24 protein-coding genes and 1 tRNA gene are annotated in these 21,769 nt (G+C 69.4%); 7 read left to right on the forward strand and 18 right to left on the reverse strand.

Translation table 11 applies throughout. The features are described 5' to 3' along the window. Positions 1–5: 5 nt before the first annotated feature. A complete protein-coding gene (locus ACN6M5_RS08260) occupies positions 6–1,082 on the reverse strand; it encodes a polysaccharide pyruvyl transferase family protein (RefSeq protein WP_434949244.1) in 1,077 nt (358 codons plus the stop codon). Then, on the reverse strand, positions 1,075–1,596 hold the full coding sequence (locus ACN6M5_RS08265) for an acyltransferase (protein ID WP_434949245.1): 522 nt from the start codon (positions 1,594–1,596) through the stop codon (positions 1,075–1,077). Before ACN6M5_RS08265 ends, ACN6M5_RS08260 begins: the two co-directional genes overlap by 8 nt. Before the next feature lie 222 nt (positions 1,597–1,818). Between ACN6M5_RS08265 and pstS the strand changes: the two genes are divergently transcribed. The 4 genes from pstS to pstB all read left to right on the forward strand — a co-directional run bounded on the left by pstS (position 1,819) and on the right by pstB (position 5,872). Next, a complete protein-coding gene (gene pstS / locus ACN6M5_RS08270) occupies positions 1,819–2,913 on the forward strand; it encodes a phosphate ABC transporter substrate-binding protein PstS (protein WP_434949246.1) in 1,095 nt (364 codons plus the stop codon). Positions 2,914–3,022: 109 nt separating this feature from the next. Continuing rightward, positions 3,023–3,970: a phosphate ABC transporter permease subunit PstC gene (gene pstC, locus ACN6M5_RS08275; protein WP_085371115.1), complete on the forward strand. Its 948-nt coding sequence runs from the start codon at positions 3,023–3,025 to the stop codon at positions 3,968–3,970. Further along, a complete protein-coding gene (gene pstA, locus ACN6M5_RS08280; RefSeq protein WP_085371116.1) occupies positions 3,970–5,064 on the forward strand; it encodes a phosphate ABC transporter permease PstA in 1,095 nt (364 codons plus the stop codon). The genes pstC and pstA overlap by 1 nt, the downstream gene beginning before the upstream one ends. A gap of 28 nt (positions 5,065–5,092) precedes the next feature. Continuing rightward, on the forward strand, positions 5,093–5,872 hold the full coding sequence (gene pstB / locus ACN6M5_RS08285; protein WP_085371117.1) for a phosphate ABC transporter ATP-binding protein PstB: 780 nt from the start codon (positions 5,093–5,095) through the stop codon (positions 5,870–5,872). 105 nt (positions 5,873–5,977) lie between these two features. On the opposite strand, the gene ACN6M5_RS08290 is transcribed toward pstB, so the two are convergent. The 4 genes from ACN6M5_RS08290 to ACN6M5_RS08305 form a co-directional block, all read right to left on the reverse strand. After that, positions 5,978–6,823 carry an anti-sigma factor gene (locus tag ACN6M5_RS08290; protein ID WP_434949247.1) on the reverse strand — a complete coding sequence of 282 codons (846 nt, stop codon included), beginning with the start codon at positions 6,821–6,823 and terminating at the stop codon, positions 5,978–5,980. Further along, the gene (gene sigK, locus ACN6M5_RS08295) at positions 6,823–7,380 is read right to left on the reverse strand and encodes an ECF RNA polymerase sigma factor SigK (protein ID WP_434949248.1); all 558 of its coding nucleotides are present in this window, start codon (positions 7,378–7,380) and stop codon (positions 6,823–6,825) included. Before sigK ends, ACN6M5_RS08290 begins: the two co-directional genes overlap by 1 nt. Positions 7,381–7,625: 245 nt before the next feature. Then, positions 7,626–7,922, reverse strand: a complete 297-nt coding sequence (locus ACN6M5_RS08300) for a hypothetical protein (RefSeq protein ID WP_434949249.1) — start codon at positions 7,920–7,922, stop codon at positions 7,626–7,628. 19 nt (positions 7,923–7,941) lie between these two features. Next, positions 7,942–8,445: a DNA-directed RNA polymerase subunit beta gene (locus tag ACN6M5_RS08305; protein WP_434949250.1), complete on the reverse strand. Its 504-nt coding sequence runs from the start codon at positions 8,443–8,445 to the stop codon at positions 7,942–7,944. A gap of 183 nt (positions 8,446–8,628) precedes the next feature. On the opposite strand from ACN6M5_RS08305, the gene ACN6M5_RS08310 reads away from it, so the two are divergent. Beyond that, positions 8,629–8,701: transfer RNA gene (locus ACN6M5_RS08310), tRNA-Lys, on the forward strand. A 14-nt stretch (positions 8,702–8,715) separates the two neighbouring features. On the opposite strand, the gene ACN6M5_RS08315 is transcribed toward ACN6M5_RS08310, so the two are convergent. The 12 genes from ACN6M5_RS08315 to ACN6M5_RS08370 form a co-directional block, all read right to left on the reverse strand. Continuing rightward, on the reverse strand, positions 8,716–9,303 hold the full coding sequence (locus ACN6M5_RS08315; protein ID WP_434949251.1) for a hypothetical protein: 588 nt from the start codon (positions 9,301–9,303) through the stop codon (positions 8,716–8,718). Positions 9,304–9,452: 149 nt separating this feature from the next. Continuing rightward, positions 9,453–9,770, reverse strand: a complete 318-nt coding sequence (locus tag ACN6M5_RS08320) for a hypothetical protein (protein WP_434949252.1) — start codon at positions 9,768–9,770, stop codon at positions 9,453–9,455. Positions 9,771–9,788: 18 nt separating this feature from the next. Further along, on the reverse strand, positions 9,789–11,432 hold the full coding sequence (locus ACN6M5_RS08325; RefSeq protein WP_434949253.1) for a hypothetical protein: 1,644 nt from the start codon (positions 11,430–11,432) through the stop codon (positions 9,789–9,791). Continuing rightward, positions 11,429–12,022 (reverse strand): RNA polymerase sigma factor, encoded by a 594-nt coding sequence (locus tag ACN6M5_RS08330; RefSeq protein ID WP_434949254.1) that lies wholly within the window; start codon positions 12,020–12,022, stop codon positions 11,429–11,431. Before ACN6M5_RS08330 ends, ACN6M5_RS08325 begins: the two co-directional genes overlap by 4 nt. Positions 12,023–12,073: 51 nt before the next feature. Beyond that, positions 12,074–13,342 carry a chloride channel protein gene (locus tag ACN6M5_RS08335; protein ID WP_434949255.1) on the reverse strand — a complete coding sequence of 423 codons (1,269 nt, stop codon included), beginning with the start codon at positions 13,340–13,342 and terminating at the stop codon, positions 12,074–12,076. 17 nt (positions 13,343–13,359) lie between these two features. Beyond that, on the reverse strand, positions 13,360–14,079 hold the full coding sequence (locus ACN6M5_RS08340; RefSeq protein WP_434949256.1) for a glycosyltransferase family 2 protein: 720 nt from the start codon (positions 14,077–14,079) through the stop codon (positions 13,360–13,362). Beyond that, a complete protein-coding gene (locus ACN6M5_RS08345; protein ID WP_434949257.1) occupies positions 14,076–15,416 on the reverse strand; it encodes a PIG-L family deacetylase in 1,341 nt (446 codons plus the stop codon). The genes ACN6M5_RS08340 and ACN6M5_RS08345 overlap by 4 nt, the downstream gene beginning before the upstream one ends. Next, positions 15,410–16,492 carry an acyl-CoA dehydrogenase family protein gene (locus ACN6M5_RS08350; protein WP_434949258.1) on the reverse strand — a complete coding sequence of 361 codons (1,083 nt, stop codon included), beginning with the start codon at positions 16,490–16,492 and terminating at the stop codon, positions 15,410–15,412. Before ACN6M5_RS08350 ends, ACN6M5_RS08345 begins: the two co-directional genes overlap by 7 nt. Then, the gene (locus tag ACN6M5_RS08355; RefSeq protein ID WP_085371052.1) at positions 16,450–17,028 is read right to left on the reverse strand and encodes a Dps family protein; all 579 of its coding nucleotides are present in this window, start codon (positions 17,026–17,028) and stop codon (positions 16,450–16,452) included. The genes ACN6M5_RS08350 and ACN6M5_RS08355 overlap by 43 nt, the downstream gene beginning before the upstream one ends. 95 nt (positions 17,029–17,123) lie before the next feature. Further along, positions 17,124–17,294, reverse strand: coding sequence for a DUF3263 domain-containing protein (locus tag ACN6M5_RS08360; protein ID WP_143466040.1), 171 nt, complete (start codon positions 17,292–17,294; stop codon positions 17,124–17,126). 38 nt (positions 17,295–17,332) lie between these two features. Beyond that, positions 17,333–17,935 (reverse strand): DUF4232 domain-containing protein, encoded by a 603-nt coding sequence (locus tag ACN6M5_RS08365; protein ID WP_168689966.1) that lies wholly within the window; start codon positions 17,933–17,935, stop codon positions 17,333–17,335. A gap of 15 nt (positions 17,936–17,950) precedes the next feature. Continuing rightward, entirely contained in the window at positions 17,951–19,759 is a 1,809-nt protein-coding gene (locus ACN6M5_RS08370) for a cytochrome c biogenesis protein DipZ (RefSeq protein WP_434949259.1), read from the reverse strand. Between the two features lie 142 nt (positions 19,760–19,901). Here ACN6M5_RS08370 and ACN6M5_RS08375 point away from each other — a divergent pair, with 142 nt between their 5' ends. Further along, positions 19,902–20,564, forward strand: a complete 663-nt coding sequence (locus ACN6M5_RS08375; protein WP_085371023.1) for a fasciclin domain-containing protein — start codon at positions 19,902–19,904, stop codon at positions 20,562–20,564. Positions 20,565–20,672: 108 nt separating this feature from the next. After that, positions 20,673–21,767: a calcium:cation antiporter gene (locus ACN6M5_RS08380; protein WP_085371024.1), complete on the forward strand. Its 1,095-nt coding sequence runs from the start codon at positions 20,673–20,675 to the stop codon at positions 21,765–21,767. Positions 21,768–21,769 lie beyond the last annotated feature (2 nt).

Consider the following 21,769-nt stretch of genomic DNA (forward strand, 5'->3'; position numbering starts at 1 on the left):
GCCCGCTAGCGCGCGTTCGCCGCGCCGAACAGGGCGGCCGTCGAGACGGTGCCGTCCTGCCAGGCGCCGACGAGTCCTGCTGCGCGGACCAGGTGCGCGCACAACGTTGAGACCCTGGATGCGACGGAGGCCTGCTCGGCGGGGTCCAGCGCTGCGTCCGCAGCGGCGGTGATGGCGTGCGCGTCGGCGGCGCGCCCCACGAGCGGCCGATCGGTGACGCTCCGCCAGAAGTCGACGGACTTCGACGCGTACGCGAGTGGAACCGTCGGCACCCCGAGCGCGACGGCGGCGACGACGCCGTGCAGCCGTTCGGAGAAGAACAGCCCCGTGCCGGCGATGGCGGACATGGTCTCGTGCACATCCCCGCGATACACGACGGTCTTGCATCTGGACGAGAGCAGCGATCGCAGCTGCGCACACACCGCCTCGTCCTCCTCCGCCAACTGGAAGATCAGCACGCGCTCGGCTCCGAGGCGCTCCCTGCTCGCGTCGACAGCGGAGGCGACGGCCGCCAGATCGAAGGCGCTGCGCCCGCCCGCGCCGATCGAGACACCGATGGACGGAGGCCCGCTCGGCGCGACAACCGTCCGCACGAGCGGATAGAGGAGCGCGGGGTCGCCGACGATCGGTGCATCCCGCCAGTGCTCGGCAGACTCGGCGGAGCTGATCGGGCCTCGCACACCGAAATACGCGACCCGCTTGAGCGACGACCACACGTCCCAGTCCTGATCCTGGGTGGACAGAGCACGCTCGTCCGTGGCCGCGGCGATGCCCGCCCCAGCCACGATGAGGCCATGCGCCCCGTATGCGCTGACCGCGCGGCGCGCGTGCCTCCCCCAGTTGGCGAAACCGACGGTGGTGCCGCCCCCGAGCAGCACCAGCCGCTCGGAGCCGGCCGCGCGCATCCGGGTGCCGAAGACCTGCGGCGACCGCCGGAGATAGTCCCGTCCGAGCGGGGCGCAGGCGGCGAATCGGTCTCCGAGGGCCGCCCGCCAGGTGTCGTACAGGAGGTCGTCACCGAAGTTCATGAAGCCCTGCCACCCGAGGTAGATCAGCGCGCGGCGCGACGACGGGTCAGTCATTCTTCTCCCGACGCTCGTGCACCTGATCCGCCCGCCTGCGCTGGTAGTAGTCGTCCGCGTCCGCGATGACTCGCGCCGGGTTCCCCGCCACGATCGAGCGCGGCGGAACGTCGCGGGTGACCACGGACCCGGCTCCCACGATCGACCCGGCGCCGACCGTGACCCCGGGAAGGATGGTCGCTGCCATCCCGATGAACGAGTTGCGCTCCAATCGGATGCGTCGGCGGTAGTGCAACGACTCCCCCTCGCCGATGTGGCCGAGTTCCCGTGCGACATTCGCGAGGCTGTAATCGTGGGTGAGCAAGCGCACATCGTTACTCACGACGACGCCGTCCTCGATGTCGAGGAGGACGTCGGGCCCCGGATCGTAATAGGCGCGGCTGCTGAGCCACTGCGCATTTGCGACCGTGGCACCGGAGGCGCGGAGCACCGCGCCCATGTAGCGCTGGTACGTGGGAAGACCGAATCGTCGCACCAGCGGAGCGAGGGAGAGCTTGACGCGCAACGGGATCATACGCAACCTTTCAGATGTCAACTTGATATTCTAGCAAGATTGTCACCCGTCTGCTCGCGCATGCCGACCGCGGGACTTCGCAGCAGACGCCCCCAAGAGCACACCGCTCGTTAACCTCCCGTTTACCGCTGCGGGGGACTCTGGACAGACACCGGGAATAGCGTCGCTGGCGGGTCGCACCGGCCCCGTCCTGTTGTTACTGATTCCCCGGAAGGGACAACTGTGAATCTCAAGCGTGTTGGCGCTCCTCTGGCCATCTTGGCCGCCGTCGCCATCTCACTGACCGCCTGCGCGTCGAACGAGGGCAGCACCCCGGCGACGACGACGGCGAAGCCGTCGAACCTCTCCGGCACCCTCAACGGCATCGGCTCGTCCGCCCAGGGCGCCGCCCAGACCGTGTGGGCCGCCGGCTTCCAGACCGCCAACCCCAAGGTCACCATCAACTACGACCCGCAGGGTTCCGGCGCGGGCCGCACCAGCTTCATCTCCGGCGCTGCAGACTTCGCCGGCTCGGACGCCGCCCTCAAGGACACCGAGCTCGCCGGCACCTTCGCCGGTTGCGCAGCGGGCTCCAAGGGCATCGACCTCCCCGTCTACATCTCCCCGATCGCCATCGCGTACAACGTCGACGGCCTCAAGGACCTGAAGCTGGACGCCGCGACCATCGCCGGCATCTTCTCCGGTGCGATCACCACCTGGGACGACGCCAAGATCAAGGCGCTGAACTCGGGCGCGACGCTCCCGTCGGCACCGATCACCGTCGTGCACCGCTCCGACGACTCGGGCACCACCCAGAACTTCACCGACTACCTCGCGGCGAACGCTCCCGAGGTGTGGACGAAGCCGGCAGCGCAGACCTTCCCGTTCCAGGTGGGCGACGCGGCCAAGGGTACCTCCGGTGTCGCTGACGCCACGAAGAACGCGAAGAACTCGATCACCTACATCGACGAGTCCGGTTCGGCCGGCCTCAGCATCGCGCAGCTCAAGGTCGGAGACAACTTCGAGAAGCTCAGCGCGGACGGCGCGGCAGCAGTCGTCGCCGCCTCCCCGATCGCCTCGGGCCGCGAGACCAACGACCTGGCCATCCAGATCAACCGCAAGGACACCACCAAGGGCGCATGGCCGCTGGTGCTCGTCTCCTACGTGATCGCCTGCCAGGAGTACAAGGACTCCGCCAAGGCCGACCTCGTGAAGGGTTACGTCGACTACATCGTCAGCAGCGACGCTCAGAAGGCCGCCGCTGAGCAGGCCGGCTCCGCCCCGCTGTCGTCCGACCTCGCCTCCAAGGTGAGCAAGGCCGTCGCCACCATCAAGTAATGACAGTGCCACTCGGCCTGGGCGTCGCGCCCAGGCCGAGTGGCGCATCCTCACCACCCGAAAGTGAGAGCCAGATGACAAGCTGGGCCGTGACGAAAGAATGGCAGGAATGACCGCCGGAACCGTAGGCGCCATCAGGCCGAAGGCGAAGACCCGCCTCGGCGACCGCGTTTTCTCCACCAGCACCATCGTCGCCGGCTCGCTCATCCTCGCGGTGCTCGCGGCTGTCGCTCTCTTCCTGATCGTGCAGAGCATCCCCGCCCTGTTCGCGAAGACCGGCGAGCTGCCCAACAACGCCACCAATTTCTGGTCGTGGGTGTGGCCGCTCGTGTTCGGCACCATCTGGGCCGCGATCATCGCGCTGCTCATCGCCACGCCGCTCTCCATCGGCATCGCGCTCTTCATCTCGCACTACGCGCCCCGCCGTGTCGCGCAGACGCTCGGATACATCATCGACCTGCTCGCCGCCGTCCCCTCGGTGGTCTTCGGCCTCTGGGGCATCGCGACGCTCGCGCCGTTCGTCCAGCCGTTCTACCTCTGGCTCGGCGACAACCTGGGCTGGTTCCCGCTCTTCGCGCCGCCCGTCTCCGGCACCGGCCGCACCATCCTCACCGCGGCGATCGTCCTCGCCGTCATGGTCATCCCGATCATGACCGCGATCTGCCGTGAGATCTTCCTGCAGACCCCTCGCCTGCACGAGGAGGCGGCGCTCGCCCTCGGCGCGACCCGCTGGGAGATGGTCAAGATGGCCGTTCTCCCGTTCGCGCGTTCCGGCATCATCTCGGCGATCATGCTCGGCCTCGGCCGCGCCCTCGGCGAGACACTCGCCATCGCGATGGTGCTGTCCCCGGCACTGATCGTGAAGTTCGCGGTGCTGCAGGCGCAGAGCCCGAACACGATCGCCGCCAACATCGCCCTGCAGTTCCCCGAGGCGACCGGGCTCTCGACCAACGCACTGATCGCATCCGGTCTCGTGCTGTTCGTCGTCACCCTCCTGATCAACATGCTCGCCCGCTACATCGTCAGCCGCCGCAAGGCCTTCTCTGGAGCGAACTGATGACCGCCACCACCTCCGCTCCCCTGACCAGGCCGATGGCCAACTCGCTCACCGCCGGCAAGCTGCCGCGCGGCTCGGCGTGGATGATGCTGGTCGGCTCGTGGGTCGTCTTCATCGCGATCTTCGCGATCCTCGCCGCGAGCGGCGCGACCAAGGGCTTCAACATCGTCGGCGCGATCTTCTTCGGGACCGTGCTGTTCGACGTCGTGATCTACACGACATCGCTGCTGGTCGAAGGCGTCCGCAAGGCGACCGACCGGCTCGTCACGTCGCTCGTCGCCACGGCGTTCATCATCGCGCTGCTCCCCCTCATCTCGCTGATGTGGACCGTGATCAGCTCCGGTCTCGCGCGGTTCGACATCCAGTTCTTCTCCGAGTCGATGCGCAACGTGATCGGCGTGGGCGGCGGTGCGCTGCATGCCATCGTCGGCACGCTGCTCGTCACGCTGATGGCCGCGGTCATCTCGGTGCCGATCGGACTCCTCACCTCCATCTACCTCGTCGAGTACGGCCGCGGGATGCTCGCCCGCGGCATCACGTTCTTCGTCGACGTGATGACGGGCATCCCGTCGATCGTCGCGGGTCTGTTCGCGTACGCGCTGTTCGCCCTCTTCTTCGGGCCGGGCGTGCGCAGCGGCTTCATGGGGTCCATCGCGCTGTCGGTGCTGATGATCCCGGTGGTCGTGCGGTCGAGCGAAGAGATCCTGCGCCTGGTCCCCAACGAGCTGCGCGAGGCGTCGTACGCGCTCGGTGTGCCGAAGTGGCTGACCGTCCTCAAGATCGTGCTCCCGACCTCGCTCGCCGGCCTCTCCACGGGCATCATGCTCGCCATCGCCCGCGTCATCGGCGAGACGGCTCCTCTGCTCATCGTCGCCGGCTTCACCACGAGCATGAACTACGACCTCTTCTCCGACAGGATGATGACGCTCCCTGTCTTCGTGTACACGCAGTACACGCAGGCGGCCGGGCTGCACGCAGACGCCTCCGTCGAGCGGGCGTGGGCTGGCGCCCTCACCCTGATCATCATCGTGATGCTGCTCAACCTGATCGGCCGCATCATCGCCAAAGTCTTCGCCCCCAAGTACGGTCGCTGACCGCGTCCACCCGAACCCAAGGAAACCTGTGTCCAAGCGCATCGAAGTCAACGACCTCAACGTCTTCTACGGCAACTTCAAGGCGGTCGAGGGTGTCTCGCTCACCATCGAGCCCCGCACCGTCACCGCATTCATCGGCCCGTCCGGCTGCGGCAAGTCCACGTTCCTCCGCACCCTCAACCGGATGCACGAGGTGATCCCCGGCGCGTACGTCGAGGGCGAGGTGGCCATCGACGGCAACAACCTCTACGGTCCGGGCGTCGACCCCGTGCTGGTGCGCCGCCAGGTCGGCATGGTGTTCCAGCGGCCGAACCCGTTCCCGACCATGTCGATCCGCGAGAACGTGCTGGCCGGTGTGAAGCTCAACAACCGCCGGATGGCGAAGCCGGAGGCCGACGAGCTGGTCGAGAGCTCGCTGCGCGGTGCGAACCTCTGGAACGAGGTGAAGGACCGTCTCAACCTGCCGGGCTCCGGCCTCTCCGGCGGCCAGCAGCAGCGTCTCTGCATCGCCCGCGCCATCGCGGTCTCCCCGGATGTGCTGCTGATGGACGAGCCGTGCTCCGCGCTCGACCCGATCTCGACCCTCGCCATCGAGGACCTGATCGAAGAGCTGAAGAACGACTACACGATCGTCATCGTGACCCACAACATGCAGCAGGCGTCGCGCGTCTCCGACCGCACCGCGTTCTTCAACATCGCGGGCACCGGCAAGCCGGGCAAGCTGATCGAATACAACGACACCAACATGATCTTCTCGAACCCGAGCGTCCAGGCAACAGAGGACTACGTCTCCGGTCGTTTCGGCTGATCCGGCTGGATCGGCTGCATCGCCCAGGCTGCGACGCATTCGACTCCGACGTTATTCACGGTGCCACCCGGCGTGGCGCGTGAACAGCTTCGGAGTCGATCGCGGTTAAGAGCTGATGGCGACGATGGGGCTGGTGGTCGGCCGGTCGGAGCCGCCGCGCGGTTCGACCGTGACGCCGACCGTGTCCCCCGCCTGCATCGTGCCCGTGAGCACGCGCCAGGTGGAGCCGGTGTCCGCGGGCTTCATGGTTCCGGCCGGGGTGGCCTCACCGCCGCGGATGTACCAGAGTTCGTAGGTCTTGTCGCTGGGAAGGGCGGGAAGGTCGTTCGCGACCAGCGCCGACTTGCCGAGCTTTCCCGACCAGACGAGTGTGGCCGTTCCCCCGCCGGAGACGTCCGCTGTCGCACGCTGCGCATCCGGTGCCGCGTTGATCTGGGCGAGGGCGGACGCCTGCTGCTGCTGGAACGAGTTGTTGCCTGCCAGCGAGCTTCCGAGGAAGGTGCCGCCGAGGAAGAGCACGACGGCGGCCGCCGCGGCTGCCGCGATGGTGATCGGGCGGGTGAACCAGCGGGAGCGGGCCTTGGTCTCTGCGGGGGTTTGCGGGGCGGGGGTTTGCGGGGCGGGGGTTTGCGGGGCGGGGGTTTGCGGGGCGGGGGTTTGCGGGGCGGGGGTTGCTGGGGCCGTGGTGGCTGGGACGGGCGGCACTGCGGTGACCGGAGCAGGCTCGGGTGCCGGCGCCGGAGCAGCTGCCTGCACATCCACCGGGGACAGCTGCGGGGTGCTCGCGAGCTTCGCGAACAGGTCGGCCTTCAGCGACGGAGGAGGGGTCACGGGGTCGGCGGCGAGGCCGAGCTCGGCGGCCACCTCCTCGAATTGGCGGGCCTCCTCCGGCGTCTCGGCGCCCAGGTTGTAGCCGAGGCGCGACGGAGAGCGACGTTCCTCGTCGGTCATCAGGTCACCCCCAGTTCGTTTCGTAGCCGTATCATCGCATCGCGCAGCCGAGTTTTCGCTGTGCCGAGCGGGATGCCGAGCTCGGCCGCGATCTCGCTCTGGCTGAGGCCGCCGTAGTACGCCAACCGCACAGCTTCGCGTTGGGTATCGGACAGCGCAGCCATCGCAACCTCCACCCTCTCGTGCTCCACGCGAACCTCCACGGTCTCGGCCACCTGGTCGTACGCGGTCGGCAGGTCGCGTATGCCCACAGCCACATCCCGGTCCCGCGACGCCTGCGCGGCACGGACCCGGTCGATGGCGCGCCGGTGGGCCATCGTCATGATCCACGTCAACGCTCGACCCTTATTCGGATCGAACCGCGAAGCGGATTGCCAGACCTCGAGGAAAACCTCCTGGGTGACCTCCTCCGACTGGGCAGGGTCGACGAGCACGCGCCTCACCAGGCCGAGCACCCGGGATGCGGTGTGGTCGTAGAGCACGGAGAACGCGCTCTGATCACCGGCCGCGGTGCGGGAGAGGAGGTCGTCGAAGGAGACGGGCACCTCATCGTCCACGGCGTCTCCTGTCTCTCGGCGCACTGACAAGCATCGCAGGTCGGACCGCGATCCGGACCGAACGCTCCGCAGGGCGCGAAAAACCGGGCCGCAGAACGCCTCTCGGCGCGAGGCCGCTCGGAGCGGCTAATTTTGGAGCCCGGGGTTACTGCGGCCCGGCTGAACGAGTTTACCCGAGCCGCGGTGCCGATGCTGCGGCGTGGCGTTCGCGGGCCGAGAACGCCGGATGCGCCGCCGCCGGTTGACTAATCGCGGCCGCCGCGCCTGCGGCGCAGGTGGTAGACGATGCTGGCGACCCCGAGGGCGAACCCGATGACCCCCAGGACGATGCCGCCCCAGGTCAGCAGAGGGTTCGCATCCGGGAGGTCGGTGCGCAGCAGCCTGGCGAAGGAGAGGGCGAAGGCGGCGGCGAAGAAAACCGTGAGCGCGATCGCCGCAGGGAGGACACGGCCGACGACCCACCACGGCTGCTTGGGGGTGGGGTTGCTCGTGGTGCTTTTGTTGCTTTTGTCGCTTTTGTCGCTGTTCTTGCTGTCGTCCATGCGCTGAGAGTACCGCCGTCTACTCGAGCGACTCGTGCCGCCACAGCTTGGCGCAGGAGGTGAGCTCCTCCGCCGTGCGCGAGAACCGCAGCGCACGGGTCGTCAGCTCGCTGGACCGCTCCGGCGCCGTGTTCTCCTGATCGTCGGCGACAGACACGCACCCGGCAGCCGTGACCCGGCAGAACGCGGCGGCCCGATCGAGCGCGACGGCGAAATCCCCCTCGAACAACCCGCGCAGGATGCGGTCGGCCAGCTCGGTGACCTCGGCGGGCCCGGCCGGCGACGACGCACCGGCGACGACAGGGTCGATGGACGGGACCACCTCGGTCCCGCGCTGATACAGCAGGGCGGTGCCCGCCGCATCCTGCCGGATCAGCAACCGCAGAAGATAGATGCGCCACAACGCACCCGGCAGACTCTTGGCGCTCGACCGCGACCACAACTCGGCGACGGCGTCGATACCGTGCTCATCGGTGAACGCGACCAGCCGGTCCACCACCTCCGGATCGGGGTTCGAACGCACCCTGGCGAGCAGGGCGTTGGCGGTCTCGTGCGCGACCCTGCTGATCTGCGCCGGGTCCTCCCCCCCATGAACGCCTCGAACATCCCGCTCGGAAACGTGGTCGGCTTGTGGAAATGGTCGCTCATGCACACCATTCTCCGCCCGGCACGAGCGGTCGGGAAACCACGCTAGATTAGAAGGGTAGGGCCTGTAGCTCAGTTGGCAGAGCATCGGACTTTTAATCCGCGGGTCGTGGGTTCGAGCCCCACCGGGCCCACCGTTTCCCGGGTCTCACGACCGCGCCTGCCCAGCCGAAGCGCACGCGGCGCCGGCAGGCACAAGGATCACGTCGACGCGGATCGTGACGCTGTCGCCATCCGGGACGAACTCGAACTGCAGCGAACCGTTCTTCTGCGCCGACGATTCGAAGACTGCAGACTGGCCGCCCGGGCCGGACATCGTCCCGCTGAACGTGAGACCGGCGACCGGATGCTGGGTGAGCCAGGCGGAGGCCGCGGCGACCTGGGCGCTGTCCGTCGACCACCAGGTGGTTCCCTGCACCAACCAGTCGCAGGCCGCAGAGCTGGCCGGCTGCTTCGGTCCCGATTCCGGCGCCGAATCGAGAGGGCGCACGCCGGGCGGGGGAACGGCGGCCTCGATCCACTGCCGCGCTAGGGCGACGGCGTGGGGATCCGTCGGGGGCGTCCCTTCGGCAACGCCTCCGAGACCCGGGACGATCGCCGGAGGCGTCGCGACCGCGGGGGCCCGCATGCTCGACGGGTCTCCGGACGCTGTGCCAGTGGGCGACGGGCGGCAGGCGCTGAGACCCAGCGCCACCGAGGAGGCGACGACGACCAGTGCCACGATTCGTAACCGCATCTCACCTCCCGGCAGTGCCTCCGGTCTGCGTCGCGGGGACGACCCCGCCAGACGATTCGGATGCTAGCACCAGCGTGGCGGAGCGGGGCGGAACCGGAGTCAGGTCTTCGAGCGGTTGATCGAGGCAGAGCCGATCCCCGCCTGTGCGCTCACGCGGGGCGCGCGTCTCTCCGACGCTTCGCCCTCCGGCCGCGCACCATGACGACCGTGATGCCGACCGTCAGAGCGACGCTGTACAGCCAGCCGAGGATGGCGAGCGACAGTTCGACCCAGCTCGTTTCTCTCGGGGAGGTGGCCGCCATCCAGACGACGAGGGCGGTGATCGCGGTCATGACCGTGGTCGCGAGCAGACGGGCGGTGAGCCGCCAGGTCATCCCCCACAGGCTCACCGGCCGGGAGGGCAGTGCGACGCGCGCCAGCCACGCTCCCGGGCGGGACAGACCTGGCACGCGCTCGGGAGTGCTCACGCGTTCGATCCTAGGGCGTCACCCGATCGCTTCCACGTGGTGCCCCACCTGGCGGACCAGGATGCCTCCGGCGAAGAACCAGTTCTCGCCCTGGGCCGTCGGGGTCGTCCAGAGTTCTTCGCCCGTTCGGCGGTCGTATGCGCCTCCTGTGCCCGGAGCGATGATGGTGGCGCTGTTCGGGTACGTGACCTCTGGGCCGTAGAGCGGCCAGTGGGCCGAGTCCTTGTCGGCGACGGGGGTGGGGGCTCCCGTGTCGCGGTCGATGGAGCAGGTGTCGTTCGCTCCGCTGATGACGATCAGGGAGTTGCGCTCCTGGTCGGCGACGACGTCGCGGCTTCCGTTGCCCCAGAACCACTGGCTGATGCCGCAGTGGGCGATGTCGGCCGTCAGCTGGATGGCGCCGGTTCTGCTGTCGATGCGGGTGAGGGTCGACGGGGTGGTGAGGACCAGGTCACCGGAGGGGGCTCCTGCGTCGATGCCGGCCAGCCAGCCAGGGCGGCTGGCCGTGGTTCTCGCCTCGGAGATCGAGGCGCCCTGCGGGAACGGCATCGACCAGAGGGTGTCGCCCGTCGTCTGCTCGAGACCGGCGATGGTCGTCGGGGTACCGTCGACCAGATCGCGGTATTCGATGATCACGTCGCCCAGCGGGAGGTGGGTGCCGCCGGCAGCCTGATGGCTGAGCGCACCCGTGCCGATGTCGAGCAGGGCCGACTGCCAGCCGTTCACCTGCCCGGTGGCCAGGTACTCGAGCGGCACCAGGCCGGAAGCTGCGAAGTTCGGGACGTGGAGGGACGCCTTCGTGGCCTGCAACGGTGTCGACCACCGTGGATGCGCGAGGTCGCGCGGGTCGACGCGCTCGATCGTGTAGCTCGTCGCCTCGCCGGACGCATCCAGGGTCGGCTTCGTCCAGATCATGTCGCCGCTGTCGTCCCCGACCGGTGTCAGCCGCCAGTTCGGATACGAGCCGAAATCGGTGGGGAGCGTCGCCACGGTCTCACCGGTCGCCAGGTCGATGATGTCGCGGGGACCGCCGCGCCCGCTCTCGTCGGTGAACAGCGCCCTGTTGGAGGTGCCGAGGATGGAGAGGAAGGTCCCAATGCCCTCGTTTCCTTCCCAGTTCCACTCCCTCGTCCAGCGCACGGAACCGTCGACGGTGTCGACCATCGCGAGCGCAGCGTTGCCGTGCTCGAGCTCGCAGCCCGCCTTCGCGTCCGTGGCGTGGTTCGCATCCACGACGAAGAGGGCGAGGCCGTCGGCGATGTCGTAGACGTAGTTGTACTGGCAGCTGCTGGTGTCACCGGGCAGGTCGATGCTCCACGACGGGCGGGCGGGCAGGGTGCGCACATCCGTCGGCTGGATGGGGGTCGACTGCACGTGGATCGCCCTCGGACCCTTCGTGGGCGTCGGGGTCGGCGTGGGCGTCGGGGTCGGCGTCCCCGTCACGCTCGGCACGGGCGGAGGTGGCGGCGGGGCGTCGAAACGGATCACACCGGTCAGAGCCAGCGCGGCCGTGCCTCCTGCGAGGACGACGGCGGCAGACGCGAGGACCGAGGTGACCAGGATCTGGAAGCGGCGGCGGCGACGGGGCTCCGCGTCGACCGTGTCGATCAGCAGCCTCCGGATGGCGTCGCTGCGTTCCTGGGTGAACTCTGTGGCGCTCATCGGGCACCTCCTTCGAACAGGGGTCGATCGTCGGCGAGAGGGGAAGCGAGCTCTGCAAGGCGCTTTCGTGCCCTGGACAGCCGCGACTTCACGGTTCCGTCCGGCACGCCGAGCGCTTGCGCGGCCTGCGAGGTGGTCAGTTCTTCCAGGACGCAGAGCGTGATCACGTCCTGGTCCTGCCTGCTGAGCTTGGCGAAGGCGTCCCGCACCTTCCTGTCGCGCTCGAAGCCGTCGAGCGCGTCATCCACGTGGGCGGCGTGATCGTCCTGCGGACGCGGAGCGGGCAGCTTGCCGAGCGCGGACCGGTAACGGCGCAGGCTGCGGGTGTGGTTCCGGACCGTGTACGTGGTGGTCACCAGCAGCCAGCCGATGATCGACCCGTCGACGACGCGCACCGCATCCCGTTTGCGCCAGGCCTCGAGGAAGACCACCGCCGTCACGTCCTCGGCGTCGTGCCGCTGCCCGAGAAGTCTCAGGGCGTGGCCGAAGACGCGGTCGCGGTGCCGGTCGAACAACGCCGCGAACGCGGCGCTGTCCCCTCCGCGCGCTGCCGACCAGGACGCCGCCTCGTCGAAATCATCCGTGCTCATACCCACTACTGTCCGGTCGCGCGGAAAGGGTTCCATCCCGTTCTCACGGGGTCACGCCACTCCGGTGACGCGGCCCCGCTCGAACAGGTAGCCGACCGCCACCGCACCGGCCACGCAGAGCATGACGGGGGCGAACATGTCCGGTCCCTGGGCGGTGAACTCCATCACCAGGAGCAGGGCGGTCAGCGGGGCGCGCATGGTCACCGCGAGGAAGGCGGCGGCGCCGACCAGGGCGAACACGGCGATGGGGGCACCGCCGGGCCAGACGAGATTCCAGGCGGCGCCGATGGTGAGGCCGAGACCCGCCCCGACCGCCAGAGACGGGGTGAGCGTGCCACCCGCAGCTCCGGCGCCGATGGTGCCCGCCGTCGCGAACACCTTCAGCAGGGTGATCGCCAGGATCAGCAGCACGGGGAGGGAGGCGGTCATCGCCAGCTGGCCGAGCGAGCGGCCGTTGCCGAGGATCGCCGGGAACCACAGCGAGACGACGCCGACCGCCGTGAACACGAGCGGCATCACGATCAGGATGCCCCAGGATTTCGGGCGGATGGCCTGCGCGTACTGCATCAGGCGCACGAAGCCGATCGCCGCGAGGCCGATCACCGGACCGGCGAGCACCGCCCAGACCACAACCGACGGGGAGAGCGGAAACTGCTCGATCGGGTAGAGCGGGTTGGCGGGAACCACGAGGCGGGCGACCAGCGTCGCGATAGCCGACGACGCCAGGGCGGGCAACACGGTCGCGAAACTGATCTCTGCCAGCAGGATCTCCACGGCGAACACCGCGCCGCCGAACGGCACGTTGTAGACGGCGGCCAGGCCGGCACCCGCCCCGCAAGCGACCAGGATGCGGCGCTCCCGAGCGCTCACCCCAGCCCTCTCGCTCAGCCAGTCAGCGGCCAGCGCCCCCAGCTCGCGCGGGGCGACCTCACGGCCGATGGATGCGCCGAGGCCCACGATCACGACCTGCAGCCCGGCGTTCGCGATGGTGACGAACCACGGCATCCTGCGCCCGCCGACCGCGGACTCCACCGAGACGATCGCGTGCTTCGGCCGGAGGCGTCCCCAGCGGCGGAGCGCCCACCAGCCGACGCCGCCGAGCACGCCGGCCACGGCGAGCGCCACCACCCGGTTGACCGGCGGAGCCTGGAGCAGGCCATCGATGAACGTGCCCTCCGAGTACCCGAAGGCGAGGTGCTGGATCGCGTGCAGCGCGAGGTAGACGAGTCCGCCGCCGACCCCGGCTCCGATGCCGACCAGAGCGGTCACGACCACCAGGCGGATGATCCACCTCGGGGTGCTGGGCAGGGCGATGCGCACGCTCCAACGCTACTGGGTCAGCCCGCCTCGTCGATCAGCCCGCGCAGATATCCGGCGTACCCGCCGTCGACCCTGCCGGTGAGCCTGGCCGAGGTGGTGACCGGATGCAGTTCCGTCTCCGCGATGCGCGCATCCCGTGCCCGGAGGCGTTCGACCATGGCGACGTCCTCGTCGAGGGCGACGGGGGCGAAGCCGCCGACCGCGAGGTACACGTCTGCTCGCACACCGAGGTTCGCGCCGTGCACGTGGCCGAGCGTCGCACCGGGATGGTGCTTCGACAGCCAGGCGTGACGGCGGAGCGGGTCGAGGTCGTCGAGCGGTGGAACGACGGCGCCGACGAACGCGTCGGCGCCCGCCAGCGCGCAGTCGAGGTGCTGCGCCAGCCACTCCTCGGGTACCGAGCCGTCGGCGTCCGTGGTCGCGATCCAGACGGCCCCAGGGTCGGCGTCCGCCTCTTCGAGGCCGATGGCCGCACCGAGCGCCCGGCTGCGGCCGACGCTTCCCGCGTTCGTCTCGGCCACGATCACCGAGGGGAACTCCGCCGCGATCCCGGCCGACCCGTCTGTGCAGGAGTCGAGGACGAGCACGATGACGGGGGCGCGCATCCCGTGCCGTTCGAGAGCGCGGCCGGACCGGATGATCGAATCGAGGCAGGCCGCCAGCGTCTCCGCCTCGTCTCTGGCAGGGACGACGACGACCACGCGCTCGATAGTGGCGCGCTGGATGGTGGCGGTCACGAGAACACCTCCAGAAGGAATGCCGCATCCCGGTGCGCGACGGTCGCGCTGAGCCCGGACGCTGCCCGGAACGTCGCGTGCGCCTGCTCACCGCTCTGCGCGAAGTCGTCGGCCGAGCCGAGCCAGTGGCAGAGCAGCACCTCGCCGTCCGGCGCCAGCGAGCCGACGATCCTGGCGGTCAGTGCACGCCACTCGTCGTCGGCGAGGTAGTACGCGAGCTCGGAGACGACCACGAGGTCGAAGGCGCCGTCCGGCCACTGCCCGGGCACGCGCATCCGGGCGACGGTGACGCCCGCGCGTCCGGCCAGGCGGCTGCGGGCCGTCTCGACCGCCGCAGCGGAACCGTCGACGGCGAGCGCCGTGTCCGCGCGGTCGGCCAGCTCGCCGGTCAGGGCGCCGACCGACGCGCCGAGCTCCAGGATGCTGCCGTACCGCTCCCGTGGCAGGCTCGCGACGGTCACCGCCCTCTTCCTCCGCTCGTACCAGCGGGAGCGCACCGACCACGGGTCGTCGCTCTCGCGGTGCAGCGCCTCGAAATGCGCGGCCAGGTCGTCGGAGGCGTGGCGCTCGGGCCGGATGAGGATCTCGCGGCCCTCCGTGGCGCGGGCGAGGAATTCGACCGTGAGCACGCCGTCCTCGTTCTCGGGCGTGTGGTGCTGGGAGGCGAAGGCGTCGAGCGCGGCCGACTTGCGCGCGCGGCTGCGGTCGTCGAGCGGGAGGCCGACGACGCGATCCCACGGCATGTCTGCCGGTTGTCCCCACTGCCAGAGCCAGACCGGGTAGAAGAAGACGATGTCTCCGGTCTGCGCCGCAGCTTCGCGCAGCTCCCTGCCGAGCGTGCGGTGGTCGCCGTGGCGGTCGCCCGGCCAGGGGGCGAGCAGCCAGCGACGGCCCGTGGATGCGGCGGAAGGGGCGCCGGTGGATTCGCCAGTGGATGCGCTGGGCGCGCCGATCGCGCGCTCGACCTCCGCGCGAAGCCGGTCCGCGTGGTGCTTGAGCGCGCCGTCCGGCAGGCCGAGGAACTGCGGGCGCGCATCCACTCCCAGGCGATCGAGGGCGGCGCGGAGCTCGTCGGCCCGGTGGTCGTCCTGGCCGGACTCGTCGTGTCCGGGCGCACCGGTCGCGACGATCACCCGCACCGGGATCCCGCGCTCTGCGACGAGCGCCAGCAGCCCGCCGACGGCGATGGTCTCGTCGTCGGGATGTGCGGAGAACACCACCAGCTCGTCCAGCGCATCCAGGGCCTGCGCATCCATCGTCTCGACCTCGGACCACTCCGGGCGCGCCTCCCACTCGGCGGCGGGCGTCACGGTGCGGAGGGCGTCGAACGCTACCATCGGGGGCCGCCGTCCGGCAGGTGCGTGGCCAGGGAGAGGTCGTCCGCTCCGCGATGGTACTGGGACACGTACAGGTCGAGGTCGGCGTAGCGGCGGGCCAGTGACTCGTCGAAGGCGAGCGCGGCCGGGCCGAGCACGTCCCGCACGGCGGCGAGGGTCTCGACGACGGCATCGGCGACCGTGCCCCGCACGGCGTGGGCGATGGCGGCCGCATCGTCGTTGCTGGGTTCTTGGCCGTCGATGACGGCCGCGGCGCACGCGAGGTGCGCGCGGGCGGCGTCGAGCATGCGGTACACCCGGCCGGCACGGGATGCAGCCAGCTGGTTCGCGCCGGCACGCTTCGCCTTCGCGATCAGCGCGTCCGCGAACGGCAGGCAGCCGCCCCACCAGGCGGCGGCGACGCCGACAGCACCCCAGCGGAATCCTGGGCGGTCGAGATACCAGCCAGGGCCGCCGACGGGACGGGCGGTGGCGCCGTCGAAGCGCAGCGGACCGCTCTGCACCTCGGCGAGGCCGCGGGCGACCCACGCGGTGTCCTCCGCCGTCACGCCCGGCTGACGGAGCGAGACCAGGAACATGCGCCGGTCGCCGCCCTCCGTGGTGGCTGTCACCAGCGCATCCGTCAGCCGGGCGCCCAGCGAGCACCAGGGCTTAACACCGTCGAGCACCCAGGCGTCCGTGCCGCCGTCCCCGGCAGCGGCCGTTCCAGCGCGCGGGGCAGGCGTAGCACGCAGCACGGACCCCGGCGCCTCCGCCGCGAACACCCCGAGCGTCGAGCCGGGACGCGGAGCATCCATACCGGCCTCGTGCAGGATCGCGAGCGCATCCAGATGCGGTTCGAGCACGCGGGCGGCGGTCACGTCCTCGGCGGCCACCCGCTGCAGGAACGCGAACCGCTCGGCCGTCCTGCCCTCGCCAGGGAACGGCGCGAGTTCATCAGCAGCTCCCCTGGCGCCCTCCAGCGCAGCGAGCAACGGCCCCACCCTGCCCGAGCAGGATGCGGCCGCCTCGAGGTAGCTCTGTTGCGCGGGCCTCACCGCGTGGCGGGGGTGCGGTTCTCCGCGCTCACCATCCATGCGTACTGCTCCAGTGCCGCGATGATCGCGTGCAGCAGGTCGGCCGAGGTCGGGTCGGCCTCGTCCACCTCGTCGTGCACCTCGCGCATCGTCGCGACGGTGGCCTCGAGCCGCTCGGTGATCAGGTCGACGGTCTCCGCCGTGTCGACCTCGCCGTTCGGGAACTCGGGCAGGCTGGTCGTCTTGGCGACGATGGCGCTGCGGCCGTCCGGGGTGGCGTGCAGAGCGCGCAGGCGTTCGGCGACCTCGTCGCTGAACTCGCGAGCCGCTTCAATGATCTCGTCGAGCTGCAGGTGCAGGTCGCGGAAGTTCTTGCCGACGACGTTCCAGTGCGCCTGCTTGCCCTGCAGGTGCAGCTCGATCAGGTCGACGTGCACGCGCTGGAGGTCGGCGACGAGCTCGGGCGACGCGACGAACCCCTTCTCCGCGTGCTCCCGCCGAGTGGTGTGCGCACCGGCGGAGGCGCTGCCCGGCGCCCGCGATCCTGCGGTCCTGGTGGTGGTCTTCGCGCTGGTCGTGGTCGTGGTCTTAGCCATGAGCATCCCATCTCTCGTGTCGATTGGCTGGAACACGAACGGTAGGCGCATCGACGACATCCGTGAACCGCCTTGACGGAACGTGGATGCTCTGCTCAGGCGGCGTCCCGATGGGCGTCGCGCAGCAGCTCGGCCACCAGCGCGCGGTACTGCGCGGGGTCGATGCCGAAGGTGCGGCGGATCGCCTCGTCTTTCGCCGAGCGATCCGCCGTCTCCGGATGCTCGGCTTCGAACAGGAGCAGGAGTCTCTCGCGCGGCGTCGGCATGTCCCCAGTGTGCAGGGGACCACCGACATCCGGGATGCTCAGCCCTGAACGAGCGCGCCGACCGTCAGCAGCGAGATCGTGTCGGACGTGCACGCGGTGACGTCGGCGTCCTTGATGAACAGCGACTCCTTCGACCCTGGCGGGTAGACGCGGAAGCCGTCGGCCGGCTTGGGCTGGCAGTCGGAGGTCGAGTAGTTGAGCGCCTGCGCGATCTTCAGCGGCGCCGTTGCCGTGCCGCCCGGAGCCAGGTTGACCGTCGGGTGCGGCGTGGACCTGTCGAAGTCCGCCGCCTTGCCGAGCTGGGTGCCGTTGCCGTCCCCGACGAAGGAGACCCCCGGCCAGCCCTGCAGCGCGCACGCCGTCGTGCCGGTGTTCGTCAGCACCAGCGTCACCTCGACGCTGCCCGCCGCTCCCCCGCCGCCCTGTCCGATCGAGCCGGTCAGCTTCGCCGTGTCGCACTGGCCGTCCACCGGGACCGTGGTGCTGGATGCGCTCGGCCGCGGCGACGAGGACGACGTGGTGGACGACGACGCCGGCGTCGAACTCGGCGACCCGCTCGGCGTGGAGGCCGAGCATGCGGTCAGCGCGAGCGCGACGCCGGCGACGATCAGGGAGGCTGTGACGATCCTGGAAGAAGTCATGCCCCTATCTGATCATCATCCGAAGGTGAACGAGTATGCCGAAACACCTTTCGGGATGGTCACGATCACATTTCCGGATTTCGCCGTCGCCGTTTTCAGCAGCCGGTACGAGTCCGGGGTGCCGCTGACCTCGATGGTCTTGGTGACGCCGTCCGCCGTGTAGCTGACCGTTCCGCTGCCGGAGAGGACCATGCGCACCTCGGCGGCCTTGTAGTTCAGCCGGATGCGCGCATCCTGACCCGTCGGCTCGACGAACTGGGTGTTCAGCGACCACGCGCCGTCGAGGGCGAACGAGTTGGCGCGCTGCTTCGCCGGGAACGAGAACGACGGGGTGCCGGACGAATACTTCTCGTCTCCGCCGAAGTTCACGACCTTGGTGGTGCCGAGGTAGGTCTCCGGCGTCGTGCTTCCCGCGACCGGCGTGGTGTCCTTCAGCTCGGTGGCCGCCGGCAGGGTCTCGCCGGGCTTCGCATCCTGGAGCAGCTGGCGGATGAGCTTCTCGGTGGAGGCGTAGTTGCCCTCGCCGAACTGCACGTTGCGCACGACGCCCTTGGCGTCGATCAGGTAGTGGGCCGGCCAGTAGCGGTTGCGGTAATTGGTCCAGGTGCTCAGGTTGTTGTCGATGGCCACCGGGTACGTGATGCCGAAGCTCTTCGCGCCGGACTCGACGTTGGCGGGCACCTTCTCGAACGCGTACTCGGGCGAGTGGATGCCGATGACGTCGAGTCCCGCATCCCGGTACGCCTTGTCCCACGCCACCACGTGAGGCACGCTGCGCTGGCAGTTGATGCAGGAGTACGCCCAGAAGTCGACGAGCACGACCTTGCCCTTCAGCTGCGAGAGCGCGATCGGCTTGTCGCCCGGGGTGTTGAACCACTGCTGGATGCCCGTGATGTCCGGCGCGATGCCGCAGCTCTGCAGCTGGTCGGAGTTGTTCGTGCACTTGGAGAGGTTCTTGTTCTGATCGTTGACGATGCCGCCGAGGTTGAGCGCCTGCGACACCTGGTCCGAGTTCGAGAACTGGTCCTGCAGGGCGCTGGTGTAGTCGGGGATGAGCCGCTGCAGCGCCTGGGGAAGGTTGAACAGCAGTCCGACGGCGAGCGCCAGCATCAGGACGCCGCCGGTGAGCCGGATGCCCTTCTGGTGCTTCCTGAACGACTTGACCCGCTCGGCGACCCTGCGGCCGGCGAGCGCGAAGATGAGCAGCGGGATGGCGGCGCCGATGGCGAATGTGAGGGTGAGGACGATGGTCTCCGGCCCGATCCGGCCCGTCGATCCTGCCACCGTGATCGCGGCGAGCACCGGGCCGGCGCACGGCACATACACGGCGCCGAGGGCGATGCCGAGGACGAAGCCACCACGCTCGGTGCCCACGTTGCGCTGAGGGATCCAGGAGAACGGCTTCTCCAGGTACTCCTCGAACTTCGGCACGATCAGGCCGACGCCGATCAGCACCAGCACCACGATGCCCGCGTACCGCAGCACATCCTGGGGCAGGTGCAGTAGCGCCAGGATGAGCGACCCTGCCAGGGTGAAGACGCTGAAGCTGACGACGAGGCCGAGGATGACCTGGTACGGCCGCCAGCGGGAGACGGTCTGCACCTTCTCCTTCTCCTTCACCTTCTCCTCGGTGAGCACGGCCTGCGTCGTGCCGGACGAAGATCCGGTCTGCGCGGTCTGGGTCTTCTCCGTCTCCTCCGTCTTCTGGCGCGCACTCTGCGCGCCGCCGGAGAAGAAGATCACCGGCAGGACCGGCAGGATGCACGGCGAGATGCCGGTGATGAGGCCGCCGAGGAAGCCGATGAGAGCGAGGGTGAGGTACATGCCTGGCGTTCGGAACGGAGGGCACCGCGGATTGATCCGGAAGAGATCCGAAGAATCCGCAATCCGATTCCGTGCGTGCCCCGAACCCCCTTCGAAGCCGCTGCTGCGGCTCACCACAGCCCACATAGAAGGAGTAGTTCCCATGCGAGTTCAGAAGCGTCACATGATCGCCGCCCTCGGACTCGCCGCAGTGGCCGCCCTCGGTCTCTCGGCGTGTTCCTCCGGAAGCTCGGGCTCCGGCTCGTCCAGCTCGTCGTCGTCGATGACCTCGGAGTCGCCCAGCGCGACGGCGATGGACCCGGCAGCCGACCTCGTCGGCAGCGGATGCGCGGCATACGCCAAGGCCGTCCCGTCCGGCGCAGGCTCGGTCACCGGCATGGCGCAGGACCCGGTGGCGGTCGCAGCGAGCAACAACCCGCTGCTCACCACCCTGGTCGCCTCGGTCTCCGGCAAGCTCAACCCGGATGTGAACCTGGTCGACACCCTCAACGGCAGCGAGTTCACGGTGTTCGCACCGGTCGACGACGCGTTCAAGAAGATCGACGCCGCCACCATCGACACCCTGAAGACGCCGGCAGGAGCCGACACGCTCAAGAAGATCCTGACCTACCACGTCGTGCCCGGCCAGATCGCCCCTGACAAGATCGACGGCACCCACAAGACCGTCGAGGGCGGCGACGTCACCGTCACCGGCAGCGGCGACGACATCATGGTCAACGGGGCCAAGGTCATCTGCGGTGGAGTGCACACCGCCAACGCCACGGTGTACCTCATCGACACCGTGCTGATGCCGCCGGCCAACTGATCCCCTCCGTCGCCGGCAGCATCGAGAGCGGCCCACCGGTTCATCCGGCGGGCCGCTCTTTCGTCGTCGCGGCGGACTGGGCGGGGGTCGGCTGCCATGATGGGAGGCATGAAAGGCTTCACCACGTGGATCATCCGGTTCTGGCCGGTCGTCGTACCGATCCTCGGGGTGATCCTGCTCGTCCTCTGCTGGAACGCCGAGCTCGGCCCTGTGCTGGTCACGCTGGTCGCCCTCGTGCTCGCCGCGACGGTGCTCGCGGCCGTGCAGCACGCAGAGGTCGTGGCGCACAAGGTCGGGGAGCCGTTCGGTTCGCTGGTGCTCGCCGTCGCCGTCACGGTGATCGAGGTCGGGTTGATCGTGACGCTGATGTCGAGCGGCAAGGACGCATCCACTCTGGCCAGGGACACGGTGTTCTCGGCGGTGATGATCACCATGAACGGCATCGTCGGCCTGTCGCTGCTGCTCAGCTCCACCAGGAACACCAGCAGCAAATTCAACGCCCAGGGCAGCGGGGCCGCGCTCGCCACGGTGGTCACGCTCGCGACGCTGACGATGGTGCTCCCCACCTTCACCGAGACGCCGGGCCCGCAGTTCTCGCCCAGCCAGCTCGTCTTCGCTGCGATCGCGTCCGTGGTCGTGTACGCGATGTTCGTCTTCACCCAGACGGTCGCGCACCGCGACTACTTCCTCCCGGTGACCGCCAAAGGCAAACCGCTCGACGAGGACACCCACGCCGAGCGACCCTCCACCCGGACCGCGATGATCAGCCTCGGGCTGCTGTTCCTCGCGCTGGTCGCGGTGGTGGGTCTCGCCAAGCTGGAATCGCCGTCGATCGAGCGCGGCGTCGAAGCCGTCGGCCTCCCGCAGTCGTTCGTCGGCGTCGTCATCGCCCTGCTCGTGCTGCTCCCCGAGGGCATCGCCGCTGCGAAGGCCGCGACACGCAACCGGATGCAGACCAGCATGAACCTGGCGCTCGGCTCGGCCATCGCCAGCATCGGTCTGACCATCCCGTCGATCGCCGTCGCATCCATCTGGCTCACCGGACCGCTGCACCTCGGGCTCGGCGCCAGCCAGATCGTGCTGCTCGCCCTGACGGTCGGGGTGAGCATCCTGACGATCATGCCCGGGCGTGCTGTGCGGCTGCAGGGCGGCATCCACCTGGTGCTGTTCGCGGCGTTCATCTTCCTGTCCATCGCGCCGTGACC

Source organism: Leifsonia araucanica, from assembly GCF_051161895.1.
GTDB lineage: Bacteria > Actinomycetota > Actinomycetes > Actinomycetales > Microbacteriaceae > Leifsonia.